General features: G+C 46.7%; 9 protein-coding genes. 8 read left to right on the forward strand and 1 reads right to left on the reverse strand.

Features of this window, described 5'->3' with window-relative positions; translation table 11 throughout:
• Nucleotides 1-39: 39 nt before the first annotated feature.
• On the forward strand, nucleotides 40-2,079 hold the full coding sequence (locus tag H6626_00900; protein ID USN47682.1) for a UvrD-helicase domain-containing protein: 2,040 nt from the start codon (nucleotides 40-42) through the stop codon (nucleotides 2,077-2,079).
• Between the two features lie 117 nt (nucleotides 2,080-2,196).
• Here H6626_00900 and H6626_00905 read toward each other — a convergent pair whose 3' ends face one another.
• Entirely contained in the window at nucleotides 2,197-6,105 is a 3,909-nt protein-coding gene (locus H6626_00905; protein ID USN47683.1) for an AAA family ATPase, read from the reverse strand.
• Between the two features lie 801 nt (nucleotides 6,106-6,906).
• On the opposite strand from H6626_00905, the gene H6626_00910 reads away from it, so the two are divergent.
• From H6626_00910 to H6626_00940, 7 genes are all read left to right on the forward strand, one after another.
• Nucleotides 6,907-7,998: a hypothetical protein gene (locus H6626_00910; GenBank protein ID USN47684.1), complete on the forward strand. Its 1,092-nt coding sequence runs from the start codon at nucleotides 6,907-6,909 to the stop codon at nucleotides 7,996-7,998.
• Entirely contained in the window at nucleotides 7,989-8,465 is a 477-nt protein-coding gene (locus H6626_00915; protein USN47685.1) for a hypothetical protein, read from the forward strand. Before H6626_00910 ends, H6626_00915 begins: the two co-directional genes overlap by 10 nt.
• 325 nt (nucleotides 8,466-8,790) lie before the next feature.
• Complete coding sequence (locus tag H6626_00920; GenBank protein ID USN47686.1) at nucleotides 8,791-9,492, forward strand: hypothetical protein; 702 nt, start codon at nucleotides 8,791-8,793, stop codon at nucleotides 9,490-9,492.
• Nucleotides 9,493-9,532: 40 nt separating this feature from the next.
• Nucleotides 9,533-10,447, forward strand: a complete 915-nt coding sequence (locus H6626_00925; protein USN47687.1) for an ROK family protein — start codon at nucleotides 9,533-9,535, stop codon at nucleotides 10,445-10,447.
• A 132-nt stretch (nucleotides 10,448-10,579) separates the two neighbouring features.
• Complete coding sequence (locus tag H6626_00930; protein USN47688.1) at nucleotides 10,580-12,169, forward strand: sodium/solute symporter; 1,590 nt, start codon at nucleotides 10,580-10,582, stop codon at nucleotides 12,167-12,169.
• 196 nt (nucleotides 12,170-12,365) lie between these two features.
• Nucleotides 12,366-15,461, forward strand: coding sequence for an alpha/beta fold hydrolase (locus H6626_00935; GenBank protein ID USN47689.1), 3,096 nt, complete (start codon nucleotides 12,366-12,368; stop codon nucleotides 15,459-15,461).
• A 782-nt stretch (nucleotides 15,462-16,243) separates the two neighbouring features.
• Nucleotides 16,244-18,583 carry a hypothetical protein gene (locus tag H6626_00940; protein ID USN47690.1) on the forward strand — a complete coding sequence of 780 codons (2,340 nt, stop codon included), beginning with the start codon at nucleotides 16,244-16,246 and terminating at the stop codon, nucleotides 18,581-18,583.
• Nucleotides 18,584-18,843: the final 260 nt, after the last annotated feature.

An 18,843-nucleotide genomic window follows, 5' to 3' on the forward strand; every position in this document is an offset into this window, starting at 1 on the left:
GTCGTTAAGTTTTTAAAGAGCCGTTGATATCTTAACGGCATGATCGACAATTGGCTTAAACAACTAAATCCAGAACAAAGAGAAGCCGTTTTACATAATGAGGGCCCACAGCTCATACTGGCCGGGGCAGGATCAGGTAAGACGACCGTTTTGGTGACCCGCACAGGGCGACTCATTGCCGAAAAAAAAGCCAAGCCTGAGCAAATCACTGTGATGACTTTTACAAATAAGGCCGCCCGTGAGTTAAAAGATCGTGTGGCCGCAAAGTTGGGGCCCAGCGCTAAGGGAATTTGGGCGGGGACATTTCACTCATTTGGTCTCAATGTCCTTCGTAAATATCATAAACTAGCAGGCCTACCGAAACAATTTGGAATTCTTGATGCGACTGACGCCAGGGCTCTGGTTCGAGAACTAGGCAAGGACCTCCATCATTCCAGCAAGCAGGGATTTGATGCCGAAAAGCTGTTGTCCATAATGGCCAGTTGGCGACAAGAGGGTCGAACCAAGGCCAAAAGTGAAGATGAGTACGAAGAGCTCACGCAAATGTTGCTGCCGAAATACTTAAAAAGGCTTGAGCTTTTAGGGGTTGCCGACTTTGACGGGCTATTGCTCAAGCCCCTTCAGATTTTTTCAGAGCACCCCCATGTGAGAGATGAATGTAATGATCAAATAAAATATTTGATGGTGGATGAGTTTCAAGACACTAACTTAGTGCAGCTGCGTCTTGTTCAGCGGCTTGTTGAAGACCATCACAATATAGCCGTGGTTGGCGACGATGATCAGTCAATTTATGGATGGCGGGGCGCTTGTGTCAGCAACATTTTGAATTTTCCAAGGTTATACAAAGATTGCCACGTTGTCCGTTTGGAAAGAAATTATCGATCCACGCCGTCTATATTAAAGGTGGCCAATGAGGTGATTCACAAGAATTCAGAGCGGCATGCAAAAATTCTTAAAGCAGAGGCTGCCAAAGAACAAGATCATAAGCCAGAACTCTTCGTTTACGAAACAGAAGAAGAAGAGGCTGATGATGTGGTTCAGCAGATTCATCACTTTGTGCGCGAAGGCTACGGGTATAATGATATTGCCATTTTGTATAGATCTAACTCGCAAGGTGGTCTCATTGAAGGTAGCTTGCGCCACGGGCAAATTCCCTACGCGTTGACCGGGGGTACGGCTTTTTTTGATCGGCGTGAAGTTCGCGATGTGATTGCTTATATCAGGTGTGCATTGGCGCCCAACGAAATCGCCTTTCGACGCATTTTAAATACGCCCCCAAGGGGTATTGGCGAGACAACGGTGAAAGCTTTAGAAGAGTATTCTCACAGCCACTCTGTCAGCCTGTTTAAATCGGCAAAAAATTGGTCGCAGGCTGGAGTGAACGAAAAAGCGGGCCACAGCATTGATCAGTTGTTAGAACAATTGCGGCAACTTCCAGATTTACTGCTACAGCCACTGGCCGATAAAACCAGTGGCCAACGGCTTTCAGAGTTTTTTGTGAACAATGGTTATTATGATTTTGTTAGTAAGGGCTATAAAGACACAGCCACAGCGCAAAATCGTTGGCAGCTCGTCGATATTTTAGGGCGAATACTAGATGGTTTTTTTACCCGTGGCGGACGCACACTGAAGACTCTTAAGGAGTTTATAGACAGCATGGAACTTCGAGACAGTATGGACGAGTCGCCTGCTGAAAAAGATAAGCCAAAGGTTCAGATGCTTACCTTGCATGCGTGTAAGGGCCTAGAGTTTCCCGTGGTATTTATAGTTGGTGTTGAAGAAGACATTCTACCTCATCGCACACTAGGATCAGATATTTCAGAAGAGCGCCGGTTGTTTTACGTGGGTGTGACGCGGGCTCAAGAACGATTGGTGTTGTCACACGCTCGTCAACGTAAACGTTTTGGAAAATTGCGGCCCGTGGCTCCATCGCGGTTTTTACTAGAAATACCAGAAGAGCTCTATTTGGCTCATGAGGGTGGGTTTCGTCCTGTTACGGAGCAAGATCGGCAATCGATGATGGCCGACCTGTTTAAAAAGTTGGATTCTCAGATATCAAATAGAAACACGACAGAATAAAAATATAAGGAACATACTTTCCCGACATTTCCCAGGCCTTCCACAGCCGCATTTGGGCTAGGAATCAAAAGACCAAATCCGTTGAGGGAATTGATCTTTTTAGAGAACCCTTTTTAGTTATGCCGAAAGGAGACTTCGACAATCGTGAGTCAATGATCGGGGTTTTTCAGGCTTAAGCGAGTGGTATCCTTCGAGGCTTTTTGCAAAAGGGATATCGTTCGAGATTTCTACGGAATCCACCTGCTTTTGCTTTTTTGCCTGAGTTAACTTCACAATGTTAGCAATGGAGCTTGGCTGGGGGATGCTATCAAGGAACTCTCCATCACGCCCAAACCGTTTGTTCCGATGAGCCATACGTGCTTTTAAAGCCGTGCCTGTGTGGGTTTTCAAGAAACCACCAAAACCGGCATCACCTTCTTTAACAACAGAGTGGTCTTTGTAGAACTGATTGAGGTCATCTTTGTTTAAGGTTCCTTTTTCAGCAAGAGTTTGCCCCATGGGGATAAGCGCGTTGTCAATGTTAGTCAATAGGGCCAAACGAGCCAATTCGCGAGCTTCTTTTAACATTCTATCCACTTCACGATCGAGCAGTTTTCGTCGTTGGCTAGTAAGCCCGGCCTTGAAATGATCTAAAACCTTTTCGATCACGTCTCGGTGAACAGCACTTGGTCCCCAGGCTTCGGACAAGCCCCAGTTTAAGATAGCCACATAGGCCATCTTGGTGGCTCTTTCCATATCGTTACTTTTGCCGGCATCATGGCGAGCCCCCTTCGTTACCAGGGTTTGAGCCACTTCGCCACCAAAGAGTACGGCCATCTCTCGAAGGGCGACTTCTCTAGTCATACTGGCCTGCGTTTGTTTCTGGTGGGAGGCTAGTCCTGCGTAGTAGATCCACTCACCGGCAATTTCTGTTACTCCTGGTACGATGGTGATCAACTCATGGTCATAGAGGTCGCCGAGATAGATCTGCCTCACCAATTCATGACCTGCTTCGTGAAATGCGGTCAAAACTTGATCGGTGGGTAGAATATCAGGGTGGGTCACCCGTTGCTTGCCGCGAAGGTCAAACTGAAGGGGATCTACATGGCCCTTCACATGAACCTCTAGGTGAATCATATTGACCTCAGTGGTGCCGACATTTTCATAAGAGGTTCCGGGGTTACCCATTTTAATAACTATATCAGTGTTTGATGGGATTTTATGTGTAAGCAACAGATGCCGTAATCGCGCTTCAAAATCTTCGCGCACGAATCTATCTATTGAAGCGCCTTGCTCACGCAAAATAAATCCAGCGTCTTCGATGGCTGAAAGAATGTTCACATAGTCTTGTTCGTTATAGAAAGACAAATTCCATCCCCGTCGACCATCTTGGGGGGCCAAGCGGCCTACAGCTTGACTGATTTTCAACTGGGTCAGCTGACGGATGGCTTTGAAACCCAATGGTGCAAAAAAGAAGATATTGGGTTCACCAATTCGATTGATAAAAGCTTCGCTAAAGTAACTCTCAAGCAATTTTCGTCGACGATCTGGGTTTTGCATCATCATTTGATGGATTCTTGTCATGGCCTCTTGCTGGACAACCTCGGGAACGTGACGAGGAATGGACGCAAACAACTCTTCCCCCGCATTTCCGGTAAGGATAATGGTGACGTTACTCATGACTCGCGGCTTGCCATCAGAGAAGGTAGTGACCACGGGCTCTCTGAAAATGTCATAGAGGGCTTTGAGCACTTCAAGTGGTGCATTGGCGATTTCGTCAAAAATGACGGTGAGTCGACCGTTTTTTCTATCGTAGTGCTTCATAAAATCAGAGGGTATCGAATTACCAAGGGCGTCACGAGAGCCAAGAATCTTAGTTTTTATATCTTGCTTGCTGACCACTTGACTGAAATCAATGGTTACAAGGTCAGATTTTTTACTGTTAAGAAACGCATCAATAGCTTTCCCGGCTTCTGTTTTACCAGTAGAGGATGGGCCCAAAAACATAAATGATCGTGCTGGCTCGGTGGCGTCTTCAATACTTTTTTTGCCGGCGCGTCCTTCTTCTGCATCTAACACGGCCGTACCCAAACGCTCGGAAATCCGTTCGATATTAAATACTCGACTGTTGAGAAATTCAGGCATCTTGAGCAGTTCATCCACGCGCTCATCGCTGATTGGCCCCTTATCTCTGTCGGCTAAAGTGGCCTTGATAGGCAAGCTAAAGGTTTCTTTTTCTTCGACCTTTTCTGTGACCCCAGCAATGTCGCTGATTTTAGCAATTTCTGCTGTGACGCCATCGGCGGTCTTAATTATAAACTTCAATTGCCAGGTGTGGTCGGGCAGCTGCTCAACATCTAAAACCAGAGCGTCGGTGGGCTTTAAGTTTTCAAACTTTTTTTCCCGAACAGCATCAATGAGGGTTCTCTCAATGAGGTTGAGCAAACGATCGGCCATAGGGCGTGCGTTGTCTTCCGCCACATACCTATAACTTTGAACAAACTCCACCAGTTTTTCGGTCCATTCAATTTTCATCGTGCCAAAAGCGCCTTGACCGGAGCTTAGAAGAACAGCCATTTCTCGGAGTTTGATTCTAACGATCTCCTGCAGCTCAATGGGCGAAAGGGGGCGCATTAAAGCAAAGGCCCGGTCGGGAATTCGGTTAAGTAGTTCTTCTGAGATTCCTGGAGATGTTCCGCCAGAATGTCGAGAATTGGTCTCGCCATTGGCTTTGGAAAGTTCGTTTCGTAAAACGGCGACGTCATCATTAACTGTTTCCCACTTCTCCACCATTTCCTCATAATCAAGAGGTGGGCCGAAACGTTGGCCATTGGGTTCTCGAGACGTGACCAGACCAATACCGTCATTGGTGGCCACAATAAAGGTGATGGGCACATAGATCTCAGCCAGACCACCATTTGGGTTATTGATTTCAAATTTACCCTTTTCAAGTCCCTGTTTTAAAATGGCGTCTTTAGCTTCTTTCGACCAGTTATGAAATTCGTCCACGTATACAACGGCATTTTCTGGAGAATAACTTCCGTTCTCATTTACACCGGGATGCCACTTGGGGTTTTCTGCAACATAGTATTCATCCCCTCGAATGCTCTCACGGGTTTTCACTTGATAACGGCCGCCCGAGTGGTCTACGAGAAACTGTAAAAAAGGCGGAAAGTTATCGGATCCCACATAGCCAGTGGCTGATCCCAGTAGTTTCCAAAGGTCAGCTTCTGTTTTAGTAACAGGCAGCGTGTACATGTGCTCGCGCCATGCCCCTTTTTGTTCATGCATGGCATCCACATAATTGCGGGCAGTAGTGTCTTTTCCGGTGCCAGGCAGACCCATCAGCAACAGCACTTCAGGATCCTCTCTTAGGCCATACAGGGCCTTTCGATATTCGAGGTTCAGCACTTTCTCAATAATATCGGCCTGTCCGATCACGGATTTATTCATCCATTGTTGAATTTTGCTAATTCGATCATAGACTTCAAATTCAGATAGGGGTTTAGAAATGCCTTTAACTGGCACTAACAGCTTTGAACCACTGGCTGGAGCCAGTTTTAACTGTCGCTTTTTACCAGGAATATCGTGTATGGAAGGTAGTTTTTTATCTCGGTTTTCAAGGCCTTTTATGAGTTTACTAAACCTGTGCCGTAGATCTTTTTCGTAAGTGTCATGTGCCCCAAAAAACAGACGGGTCATGGTCTCGAGTTCTTTGACATCGGGTTCATGGGTTTGGGTGGCCATTTTCTGAAGGCTTTGCAAGATAGCCTTCAGGATCTGTGGGTTCACGCCATCATGTTCGGCCCGAATGATTTCCAGTTCGTATCGATTAAGAAGGGCCTCAACAACTTCTTCAAATTGGAAGTTGCCGGCGTATAAAATGCATTCAATCTCATCAGTCACATCGCCTGATTGGAACGAGGCCATCAAGCGTTCAACCTCATTCACATCGGCTTGAGCTAGCGGCGACCAAGAAGACCCGGCAACAATGAAAAACAAAAATAAAAAATTGCGAAGAAATACCCTACCCCGATTGAGTCCCACAAGATCCCCCTTTATTGACCCTAACGACACTACCTAAATTTTAGTTGGATTTACCCGTCCCCCTAATGTGGAGTCACTCTTATGCAATTGAGTAGCCAATTATAAGTAGATAAAAAATTTTTCAAAAGGGCGGTAAAGCCGATTCATAGCCTCAAGTTCGCAGGATAAAGAGACTGGTAATCAGCGGTGGTGTGCGAAAACCCTTTTGAGTATAGGTACTTGATGCTGCGCAATCAAAACAGTTAAAGCTCCGATTGAACTAAAAGGAGTCGTTTTCTTCAGTATAAGTTGTGTTTTTAGATCACAAAAACCGACTAACGCATAATGCAATTACAAACTAGATTTTCAAATTTACATGATTTGTCTTAGCTCCAATTTTAAACAAGGATTAAGATATCAAAGAGAGTCTTGGCGAAAGATTGAGGGTTTTGGACGCGATTGGCGCCCGCCACCCATTCTCGGAACGGATCACTACCCCAGGAACTCCTCTTTGGTGATTTATTTAAGGTGGCAATAGGTAAGGCAACATATTCACCCAGATTCTGGTCAGATTTAATCGGTTCGATTGGTAAAAGGCCGAGGCGTATCCCATGCGATACGTTGAGGCTATTTTGGTCGAGTATCTTTTGAAGGTGACCTAATGCTGAGATGAAAATGTTGCCTTTCCTATGGCCGGCCTAATAAACAAAGGCATAACCTTAGTCTAGAAATTGCAATTTCAAATAGCTCTCCAATGGGGTCCGACAGGGTCATCGATATAAACGCTTTTCACCGTTTCACCGGCCAAGTAGAATTGAACCTATGAAGTTCAGTTTAAATTCTAGCATCGTTTTTGTCGTAATGACTATTTTTTGTACCTTGGTTTCGGGTCAGGAAAAGCAACCAGAAATGTTTTTCACCGTCCATCGCGAGCAAACTCTATATGGCGAGATAGGGTATGACTGGGAAGTCTACCGCGATTTGAGTCAAAAAAAAACGGCAACCTTGCCTAAACGTACGTGGATTAAACCAGGAGATCATTTAAAAATAGAAAAAATTGAGTCCAAGGGAACCGTGCAGTACGCGAAGGTTGTAAGTACAGATGATCCTAAAGACAGTGGATGGATAAGATACGATCAGTTGTATTTCTACGATGAGGGTGAGCTGCATCGATGTGTGGATATTGAGGCCGGTGATCAACAGAATGCAAAAGATATATTAAAGTTTCTCTATGCAAAAACCAAAGAATCCAAGGATCCATCAGGCCTTTCAAAGAGTTTTTATCGGAAGGGGGCCAACTGTGAGGACTATATTAAAAAGGATGGATCCTACGGTTCTCGAGGTGAGGTATTGGCCAAAGAAATACTGGGGCAGGGTAAGTCGTCGAATCGATGGGCCTACTTTCGTTCAAACAATATAGATCAGATGGGCAAAATATGTCCGAATTTTTCACGTCTCACCGACCAACAAAAGCTGAAATTCTGGGTTTGGACTTTTGCCGCCATTGCATGGGATGAAGGGAAGTGTATTTCTAACATTGCCCGCCTTGATGCCACAAACGGAGTGGCTGCTGGTGATTTTCAGTTGCCTGAAAATTGGAAAGACGGGCGAAGTTGGCGAGGACCAGGCTGCGACGCAACTGAAGAAAAGGTTCAAGGTGTGAACGCGAAACGGCGTCCCATCGGGAGGTTTTTGATGGCCAATGAAATGAATTCAATCCCCTGTGGAGTTGAAATTATGGGTGGAGCCATTTGCGGCTTCTACAGCACGAGGCGATGGCCCTTGCGTTGTGAAGAGTCAGAAGGTTATAAAGGGAAGGCTTTGTTCGGACATCACCTCTATTGGGAAAAACTGCGGCAGCCCAGTCATGGCAAAGTGTTGAGCATGGTCAAGGAGTATCCGTTATGTCGATAAGAAAAGGTCAGATTCTGGTAGTTTTAAAAACCGTCTTGTTTGTTTCATGTGTGACATTTGCTTGGTTTAGTTCTGCAGCTTGGGAAGATTTGAAGGCGGAGCTAGGCTTCCAAAGTGGCATTTACAATATGGTGAAAGGCGAATCGCCATGTGCAGAGTCATTTGTTGGATGGATGGATGGCGAGCCGAGTCCGTCATTTATGCTCGGCCAGAACATTGTCTTTGCCAATATCAACGAGGGTTCTGTGGAGAAGCGGAAGACTCATTCAGATGAGTGTAGCTATAAATCCAACACAGTCTTGAAAAAGAATCGATTGGCTCAAACGACCGATATCGATTGTCCAGGAGGACAGATCTCTCGAAGCGAGGTGCTCACTGTTAGTGGAGGCACTATCGATTACCAGCTTGAGATCTCATCGGGAGGAAAGCTGAACAAGCAGGTTCGATGTGTTTATAAAGTGAAATAGGGTTTTCATTCACTTTCAATTTTCGTAAATACTCACTATTAATCAGGTAAGTTCGCCCAATGAAGGCAGTCGAAGCCTTTGTAGCGACATACCCTCAGTTTGAAAAATAGCTGAGATCATCCGCAGTTTTATCAAAGCCCGGTGAATAGCGGCTTCATTCAGAACGATTCTGTTCAGGGCGCGGCAGTTTGTGAATTTATTTCATGAAAAGATGGGGTTGCAGTCATGGAGAGGCCACTCATTGTCTTTAGCGGCGGGGCCTATGGCATTGTTATTGCTGAAGTTATTTGCTAGTTATTCGCCATGCCATTGGTGAGGACTGAGCATGTGGGACTTTAGTGATCCCTATCCAGTCACTCGCCCCTTACGTGACCAAGGAGTGTTTATGTTATTTTCTCAGGTTAAAATATTGTCTGTTGTTTTGCCGACACTGGCCTTTTCGGTCGCTAGTTTTGGAACCACGTTTGATTCTGTGGCTCAGATTATGTATGCCAAAAAAGCCAATTCTAAAAAGCAGCAACCGAACGATCAAGTTCGGGATGATCGTTTGCGAAACTCTGACAATGGCCTACCACCCAACTCTAAAGGCTATGAAGGTTCTGAAACCAACAACTACGGTGGGTCCACCGGAGGCGGGTTCTCAGAATTTGGTGGAGGGTCTAATAACAGCAATTTATTTTATGAAGTAGAAGAAGCCCGCAGCTACCTTCGCGAGGCTTTTTCACAGATGAGCGATATTGAAAAAGAGCAAGCCATCGTCATGGCCGTGGCTGTGGGCAGTGGCGGGGCTTTGATCCTTGCGGCCCGGGCGGGGTCCAGTGTGGCTAAAAAAGCCGCCGGTGTGGCAGTGTTACTTGCGAGTTGGAGTGTTGCGAATGCCGCTGAAACAGTTGAGTACTACTACGACAAAGACAATTTGCAGTTGTGGATTGACGGCGAGCCGGGTTGGGATTGGCTTCCACGATATGTGGATGGATTTCCAGAATACATTTTATCCCTACGAGATGTAGTTTCAGAAAATATCTAGTCGTTAGAGATTGTATTCGCCAATTACCGAGGGGGCAGCATTGAGAATAGGCATCGACCTGGGCGGTACCAAAATTGAGGGTATCGCTCTTGATTCGTCAGGTGAGGAGTGGGCCCGGATCAGGGTGTCCACGCCGAAAGATTACCCTTCAACATTAAACGCCATTAGACACCTTGTGAATGATCTTGTCACAAAATCAGGCGCCACTAATTACACGGTGGGGGTTGGCACTCCGGGGGCGATTTCTCCAGCCACTGGTTTGATGAAAAATGCCAACTCCACATTTTTAATTGGCAAACCGATGGACAGAGATCTTTCAGAAATACTGCAACAAGAAGTGCGAATGGCCAATGATGCCAACTGCTTTGCGCTATCAGAGGCTGTGGATGGTGCCGCAGAAAAACAGCCAGTTGTGTTCGGCGTGATTCTGGGAACGGGTGTTGGTGGCGGACTTGTGATCAATGGTGAACTCCTTGTTGGGGCCCATGCCATTGCCGGTGAATGGGGGCATAACCCGTTACCATGGATGAACGAGGCGGAGTCTCCGGGGCCTAAGTGCTACTGTGGAAAGCAAGGATGTATTGAAGCTTTTCTCTCTGGCCCTGGGATGGTCGCAAGGTATCAGCAAGGGGTTGAGAGTGCCGACGTAGGCGTGACATCACCAAAGCACATTGCGGGGCGGGCGGCCAGTGGCGACCTTCAAGCCGAGGAGTATTTGCAAAAATACGAAGATCGACTGGCCCGGGCATTAAGTGGAGTGATCAATGTGGTCGACCCTCATGTTATTGTACTTGGAGGTGGAGTTTCAAACCTTGATCGTCTTTATTCTCGGGTGCCCGAGCTTTTAGAGAAATATGTTTTCTCAGACGAAGTGCACACAAAGTTAGTGCCTGCAAAATTTGGCGACTCAAGTGGAGTGAGAGGGGCCGCTTGGCTTTGGCCAAAACCTCTGTGACACCCTGCCATTTGATTTTTGTGAGGGTAGCCGTTAAAGCGAGCCTATCATTTTGATGTGTGTCTGCAATTTTTTGCTGATCCAATTTTGTAAATTCATATGTAGATTTGTCACTGAAGTGCAGGGGGAGATGTGTCCGCCCAGTTTGAAATATCAAATATAGACCTCGTTTTGCTGTTTCTTTATTTTGTGGTGGTGCTAGCCATTGGGTGGCATTTTGCTAAACGGCATTCAGGATCTGAGGATTACTTTCTTGCGGGGCGCAAGCTGGGTTGGGCCACCATAGGTTTCTCGCTTTTTGCCTCTAACATTTCAAGTACCACCCTTGTGGGTTTGTCTGGGGCCGCTTACAGCTCGGGGATTTCCATATCCAATTATGAGTGGATGGCGTCTGTGGTTCTGGTGATCTTTGCCGTGTTTTTTGTGCCTTATTACGTTGGCAGTCGCATCTATACGATGCCTGAATTTTTAGAACGACGATATGGTCCAGCGCTCAGGTACTATTTCTCTCTACTCACAGTTGTGGGAAATTTGTTTATTGATACGGCTGGAACATTATTTGCCGGTGCATTGGTCATACAATTTTTCTTTCCAAGCGTTGAAGTCTGGCAGTCGGCACTGATTTTAGCAATTGTAGCCGGTCTGTATACCGCAGCCGGTGGTTTGTCTGCCGTGGTCTATACAGATGTAATTCAAGCGGTGACCTTATTGGTTGGTACAACAGTGCTAACATTTTTGGCTTTGGATAGAGTCGGCTCTTGGCAGTATGTGGTAGAGAACACTCCGCCTGAAATGTTGAGTGTGATCCGTCCCAATAGTGATCCCACCATGCCGTGGCTCGGCTTAGTGACTGGCGTTCCGATTTTGGGGTTTTATTTTTGGTGCACCAATCAATTTATCGTGCAAAGGGTACTTGGGGCTCGCAACATACATCATGCCCGGTGGGGAGCCCTTTTTGGCGGGCTCCTCAAGCTGCCAGTTCTTTTTATTATGGTGTTTCCTGGTGTGATGGCTCGATTTATTTTTCCGGATCTTGAGCGCCCCGATCTCGTATTCCCCACCATGGTTCATGAGCTCCTCCCCGTGGGGGTGCGTGGCCTGGTTTTAGCCGGCCTCGTGGCTGCGATTATGTCGAGCATTGACTCCACTTTACACTCGGCCTCCACTTTGGTGACCATGGACTTTGTTAAGAGGTGGCGGCCTCAATGGGGACAAGAGAGGCTCACAGTGGCTGGAAGGTTCATCACTGCGGCATTCATGTTGATCGCCGCATTTTGGACGCCCATGGTGGCGCGATTTGAAACGCTGTTTGAATATTTGCAGTCCTCCTTGGCTTATTTGTTTCCGCCCGTGGTAGCGGTGTTTGTGATGGGGCTATTTTGGTCTCGGACCAGCTCAAGGGCCGCGTTAACCGGAATGGTGCTCACCCACGGGGTGGCCGTAGCCGTATTTTTGGACCAGAACTTTTTTCATTTCTTGCCGCAAGTGCACTTCTTGTTGTTGGGCGGCAGCTTTTTTCTGCTGGCTTGCCTAGTGATGTTCGGATTGAGCTTTGTGACCCCACCGCCAGAGCCGAGCCAAATCAAAAACTATGTGTGGTCGAAGGAGCGCGTAGCAGAGTTGGAGGCGGGTCTTCCGAAGGTGTCCTGGTATCAGGATTATCGTATTCATTCTGCGATCTTACTTGTTTTGACGACCCTACTAGTTGGGATCTATTGGTAGTTGTATTGGGGCAGATTTTAGCGGGTTTAAAATGTCCATCGTAATATTGATTTTCTGTAACATCTGGGTTACATGACATCTTGCGTTTTTGTCGGGTAAAGCCGGCATTTCGAGGGGACAAATTGGCGGAACGAGCAGGGTTGAACTCAAAGGGTAAACTGTAATTAGGGGCGGGGACGTCCTGGAAGGGTTCAACATGAAACTGCACACTCGGATGGCGCAGGGCTTTCTATTTGCCTTGTGGGTAACGGCTTGGTTTGTAAACCCCGCTTTTGTTAAAGCCGATGAAGTTGAGTCGAAATGTCTCGATCTTTTAAAGCAATCGACAATTCTAGAGGTTCTTCAAGAAGCTGCTGAAGAGCGTTGGCAGTCTTTGAATGTGGTTAAGCCCAGTTTCATGAGCATCAAGAAAGAACAAGAGGCTGCCATCACTTGGGCAGGAGTGGCGCCTCCTCCACTTATGTCGTCTTTTCTTCCAGAGGGAGTTAGTTTAATTTCTCATCCCCTGGTGGACCCCAAAGAACAAGGCCTTGTGAAAGTTGGCGACGGAGATTTTATGTCGTTGCGGCTTCACTTTTCACATGATGGGCAAACTCTGGATACCAACATCGGCCTGCCTGTTACCGCACTTTTAGATAATGTGGAAATGGCAGAAACAAAAGGCAGCGTGGAAGACGATAGCAGCGATAATGACGGAGACAAAGATAGAACATCTGGCCCCACCTTGACGGAGCTTTTGATTCAAGCCAAAAATAATCTTGGTGACTCAAATAACAACGCAGAAGCAAGACCAAAGTACCTCGCTGGACCAAAAGCAAAAGCGGTAGTTCTATTTTTTCACGGTGGTGGCACGAGCACAACCGGCCACCATGTGGCGATTCAGTTGATGGGATATTTGGCCGCCCACGGAGTGGTGGTGATCTCATGGGATCAAGACTGGCATGGAGAGGGGAATCGAGATTTTCGAACAGCCGATGAGTATTTTAAACTGGTGCAGGCTTTTGCTGAAAAATATGTAGCGCCAGGTGTTCCTGTTTATACCACAGGCCACAGCATGGGTGGGCTCTATACAGACATGATGTTGCGCCGGGCGGGTGAGGACAAACTCAATTTGCAACAGCGAATTCGAGGATTTTTGTCTCTCAGTGGAGTGCCTGATGCATCGCCAGATTCTGATTATGAGCAAAGGGTGAAGGCGTTTAGTCAGATTGTGAAGAATGACGATGTAAAAAGCCAAGTTCACGATGAAGATAACGAATTGGGGGAAATGCTGCTGCGACAGGGTAAGTACTCGCCTCTAGCTCTTCTGGGCGAGCGCAATATGGAACGAAGCAGTGTTTGGTCTGAGGCCGACGTCGCGGCTAATCTTCCCACGTCATTGCACGTGTGGGGTCGTAACGATTGGCTTTATGTGGGTAGTGAAGAAAATATCGACAAGCATGTAGGTCAACTGCCCAACGGTAAGTTGGTAATTATGGGTCCTCGTGTAGACTTTAAAGGTCAAATCAATGATGTGGGACACCTCATATTTGACCATCATCGTCCAAAACCCATTCACCTTGAGGCCATTGACATTCTTGAGGCCTTCGCACGAATGAATGGTTATAGTTTACCAGATATTGAAGTCACAGTGGACGAAGTTGAAAAAGTGCGGGACCTTCTAATTAAAGAAAAGGAACTTGTCGAAATTAAAATAGCAGGTCTTGAAGCGGCACGAGACAAGGCTGCAAACCGTCGAGCCAAACAAGCCAGAGAAAAGGAGTTGCCACCTTTAGTGGCGGCTTTGGAGCAAGTAGACACCTTGGCTGTTCGATTAAAGGGCGTGCGCCAGCTGTTTTTACAGGAGTTGCTTGAGAAATCAGTTTCGGACGACTTATTAAGAGATCCACAAGGCGATTCCATTGCCACATTCTTTATATATGCCTATAAACGAAAGCCATCTTTTCGCGTTTTTGTCGATTCCTATATGCGGGATAATTTGGGCTTGGCAGACAAAAAAGCGCAGCAGGAGTTTTTCCTGACGTTGAAGTCTGATATTCCTGAAACGTTTAGCTATATCTTAGAAACCATTGAGCGAGATTTGGGAGAAGTGCTTTCTAAGACCAGCGAGCCGTACGATGCGACTCTGGTTAAAGTGATGCAGAACATGGCAAACAATTTAGCCTTTAGGGAGTTTGTTGAGCGCTTTAATTATGGTCTACTGAACGGCTCAGAGGCATTGCTCGGGGTGAACGCCGAATACAAGGCCCTAGAGAGCTATATAAAGGCCTTGAGCTCCAAAAAAGGCGATATAGTTGAGCCACTTGTTATTAATGGGGTGGCAACACCGATCTCCTTGGAAGATGCTAAGGTTCGAAAGGATCGACTAGGATCTCGTCGTTCGCGAATTTATGATCCGGGCAAAGATGATCCTGACGGCCATAAGATTCTCGTGGATCGCGATGTGGCCCAAGCCCAGCGAGTGGCCTATGAAAAGGCATTGAAGGAAGTGCGGCAGTTGCAGCAAAATGTCGTGCGCCAACGAGACAATATTGACCGACAAATCGGTTCTCTTTTAGGGCAGGTAAAGTCTGAGCGCATAAATGGGCTGCGCGAATGGCAAGAGGCACTAATCAAAAAATTAGCGGGCCTCGATGAAGATATAGTGGCGGCCATAGATGAACATTTGGTGCGAGTAGAACGTGGCCAAGTGGTCGTTGAAAACGTGCCTCACAAAATCCATGATCTTTTCAAAGAATTTGATCGTTTGAATCGAGAATATAAGCGAACAGAGCTAGAGCTGGTCGAAGCTGAACGGAAAGAGGCATTGAGCGGTGGTTTAGGAAACGAAGTTAAAGAGCTTTACCAATCTCTTTACTCTACGTCTCGGGAAGGCTCTCATATGGGTCTTTCCATGCCAGAAATTTCTAGGCCAGAAGGTAAACAATTAGAGAAAAATGGTAAGAAAAACTGGGAAAAAGCAGAAGTGAGTAAGATCGTAAAAGCGGTCAGTGAACACATTCTTGGTAAGGGTGTGGAGCATCAACTTGAATATTTAAAATGGGCCATTCTTCAGCTAGAAATTCGAGAGGAGAGCTTGGCGCGGCTTTACTGGGTTAAACAAAAACAATACGTCGAACGAGTAGTGCCAGATCTCTATTCTTCCGAAGAGGTGGTGGCCGCAGAATTTTTGGCTTTACCTTATCAGCGGGAATTGTCTACAGCGTACATAAGGGTGTTTAGTCAGGTCCTCAAGAAATGGAAAAGTATCTGGAAGGATCGTCCCCCAGCGGACTCTGTAGAACTCTACTAGCAATCAATTTGAATTGGGGCCCTCGATAGGGGGGTTCCATAAGATTGTATTATAAATTGTAGCAATTTATATTTCTGGCCCAAAGGCCTTGACACTGTTACTAAATGATCCAGCTAAGGGGTTGGATTCACCAATATCAAAGGGGGCATTGGTGAAAAATAAAAATGAGGGGCATGAGAGCGTCACTGTTTATGCAAACAGTTATGTTTAGGGGTCTAGGCAAAAAATGCCCAGGCCCCTTTTTTTTTACTTCTGTAAGTCACTAACTTCTATCGGGGGATAGCCGCACATTTTGAGTTGAGCCCGTTGGTGCTACCAACAAGAGAGAAGCCAGAGGGGATTGGTTTACCTGCGGCGCGAGGGATCTGGGTGATTTCAAATGTATGGTGCTATTGACAGGGGTTTCTCAATCAGTCGGTGATTTACAGAAGCAAAAAGCTGGTGGTCGAGGGGGGAGCTCAAACTTTGGGCGAAAGGCATCCACTTTTTGTTTGTGAGTCCCGGTTTCAGCCGCCGGGGCTCACGTTATTTTTTACAGTCCCACTTATGTCCAGTCGAGTTTCTCGGGCGACACAAAATCGGATGAAATGCCAGGCTAAATCGAATTGTTACGAACGTATCTCTTTGCGAAATTTTCTAAGGTGGTTAAACCCCGAGAGTGCCTTTGCCGATAAGACTTTGTGAACTTTCTAGGTGTATTCATATTAACATTCCTAGTTTTTTTCAGCCCCTTGGGTTGGGGTGGTGTTTCTTGTCCAAATCCGGCTCCAATGAGAGTTTCATTGGATTCAGAGGCATTGGAAGAACTAATCAGTACATCCATGAAGGCCAATTTAGAAAAAGCCGGCGAGGCGATGAAAAAGGCGCCACCGTGGTGTGAGAAAAAGGGTTCAGACCCAGAGGCCTGTTCTGCCAAACAAATTGCCCAACTCAAGTCAAAATTGCGAAATTTAGAAAGGCAAAAAAAAGAGTACTTCCAGTCGCTAGTGCCTCGGCGCTTTAAGATAGAGGCAGCGGCAAACACCAAAAAGCGAGAATTGAATAAGGCGATCGCAGGCCTTCCACTGAATTCCCCTGAGACCGAGGCGCGGGTAAAAAAAATAAAAACGCAATTGGCTCAAATTGAGATGGCCGAAAAGAAAGATTTGGACAAAATAGATGAAGAAGAAAAAGCAAAGTTAGAGGACCTCTATAAGCAGATGGATCGCATTTCGCTCTGGGGTCGTTGTCCTGTGGCTTTGCCTCAATTTCTGTCAGATCTGAACTCTGCCGATAGTTCACCTCTAGATCCTATTCCGGGAACCACCGGGATCTGTGCTATGGTAGATGAGTTTAAACCGTCACAGGTAAAAACAAAATGTGACCCGGCCTCCGGGCAATGCAATGTAGAGATCCACTTGCAGGATCTTTCTCTTGTTGGGAAGGCGGGTTTTCAGAGCCTTGATAAGTCCCACTGGCTTGAAGCGCCCCTATCTGTAAGCAACAAAAAACCCATAGTTATTAACATGAGCTTCGCCGTGGATAATGACTCTGGAGATCTGAAGGTGGTGCAGGATAGTTTGCGTGTTAACGTTCCTGAAGGGGACGTCACCGTCTCAGTGGAAGATGGAGAGGGCATTAAGGGTACCCATGTGCGAACAGAAAGTTTTCGTGGGTTTGATCAATTCTTGAGTGCCTATCCGCAAATTCCATATAATATTATTCAAAATCATATAGTGCCGAAATTTTTGCTGCCCCATGTACAAGAGGGGGTGGAAGAAGAAATCTCTCAGCTTTCTTCGAAAAGCGAACAGCAAAATATATACCTACCAAGTCTTCAAGAAATCTATGGTCAATCTAGTACACTCTTAGCTGGGGAGAAAACACTCAAAGACCTTAATTCGTTAGAGGCGGCTCTTGACTCTCAAGGTGATCTGGTTCGACTAGAACATTTTCCTTTCACTCAATGGATTCAGGCCAACGAGAGTGTCATCGAGGAGCTGGCGTTATTTCAAAATCCTGATATTCGTCAATGGTGGCCTTTAAAAGCAATTCATCCTCAGGCTCCAGTGGTCAAAGAGCTCTCCTTTGCCGACGATCCATCGGCGTTGGTATTGGTTCAGCGTATGATGGATAAGGTTTCAGAAATTAGAAAAAAAGTGGATGCGCGAATGAATTCGCCTAAAAGCCAGGGACAGCGTGAGTTAAGGGGTTTTAAGGAACGACTTTTGGCCACAAGTCGTCTGCTTGAGGACGTGAAGAAAAAGGTGCGGTTGAATCAGTCTAAAAGGGTGGATGTGGCCAATACGCTGAATCTTTCATTAAAAAAGCTGGGATATTCTCCAGAGAAAAAGGCCTTTCAGGCTGATCTGTCGATGTGCGGAGATTATCCACAAGTTTCGGGTGGAGGTCGTCAACTGCAACCTCTGCCTGAGTCATGCTTTTCATCGTTCAATGCCGCTTTTCAATTTAGGCGACAAGACTTAAATGATTATTTAAAGCATCTGTATGACTCAGGATACTTTCGTTTGTGTGCCGAAGCCAGCGCCGTCGGAGAGTGTGCCAAGTGGAGGACTCTGTCGGCCCCGCCATTTGTGAATATTGAAGATGGACAGGTGGTGATCGTGGCTGACTCTATTGATGGCAAAGAGGCTGTGTTGGGATCAAGGGCAATTGGCGAGATGGTTGCCGGCACCCGATCCGATTTGCGCTTGAGATTACCCGTGATGCGGCAGATGGCGAAAAGTTATTTGGATGAGAATTCGCTTTTGGCATCGTCAAAAAATGGGATTGAGCCACAGTATCTAGTACTTGGTTTTCTTGGGCCCGTTGGCATTGCGGCGGCGGTAGGCGCCAAAGTGGGGAAAGAGGCTCTGCATCAGCAGGGGCTAGAGCAATCAAAAAGAAGTTTGGTTGCTGAAATAAATGATTTGACGACCAATTCGGGGCTTTTGATCAAAGAAATTCATGGCGGCGAGGATGGCAACACAATCACGGTTTATGCAGACACCGCTGGTGATGAGAGTAAAAAATTTGTTGTGAAAAATAATCTGACTGCGGAACAGCAGAAAAAGTGTTTCCCCAAAACACCAGCAAATCTAAAGAATCAACTTAAAGTGGCGCCTTCGACAGGGACTAGATAAGGGTTCCAGGTCCTAAATCGGGTCACGGAGCGTCAGGGGTGGGCGGCTGTGGGAGAGGGGTGGCCCCAACGGCACGAGTGGCCGCATGTCGTCTTCGGATTGCGTCACTTAGATAAGGGTTCCAGGTCCTAAATCGGGTCACGGAGCGTCAGGGGTGGACGGCTGTGGGAGAGGGGTGGCCCCAACGGCACGAGTGGCCGCATGTCGTCTTCGGATTGCGTCACTTACGTGCCGCAACCCCACGAAAAGGAATGTTCGAC

It is taken from the genome of Pseudobdellovibrionaceae bacterium, from assembly GCA_023898385.1.
Classification (GTDB): Bacteria; Bdellovibrionota; Bdellovibrionia; order Bdellovibrionales; family UBA1609.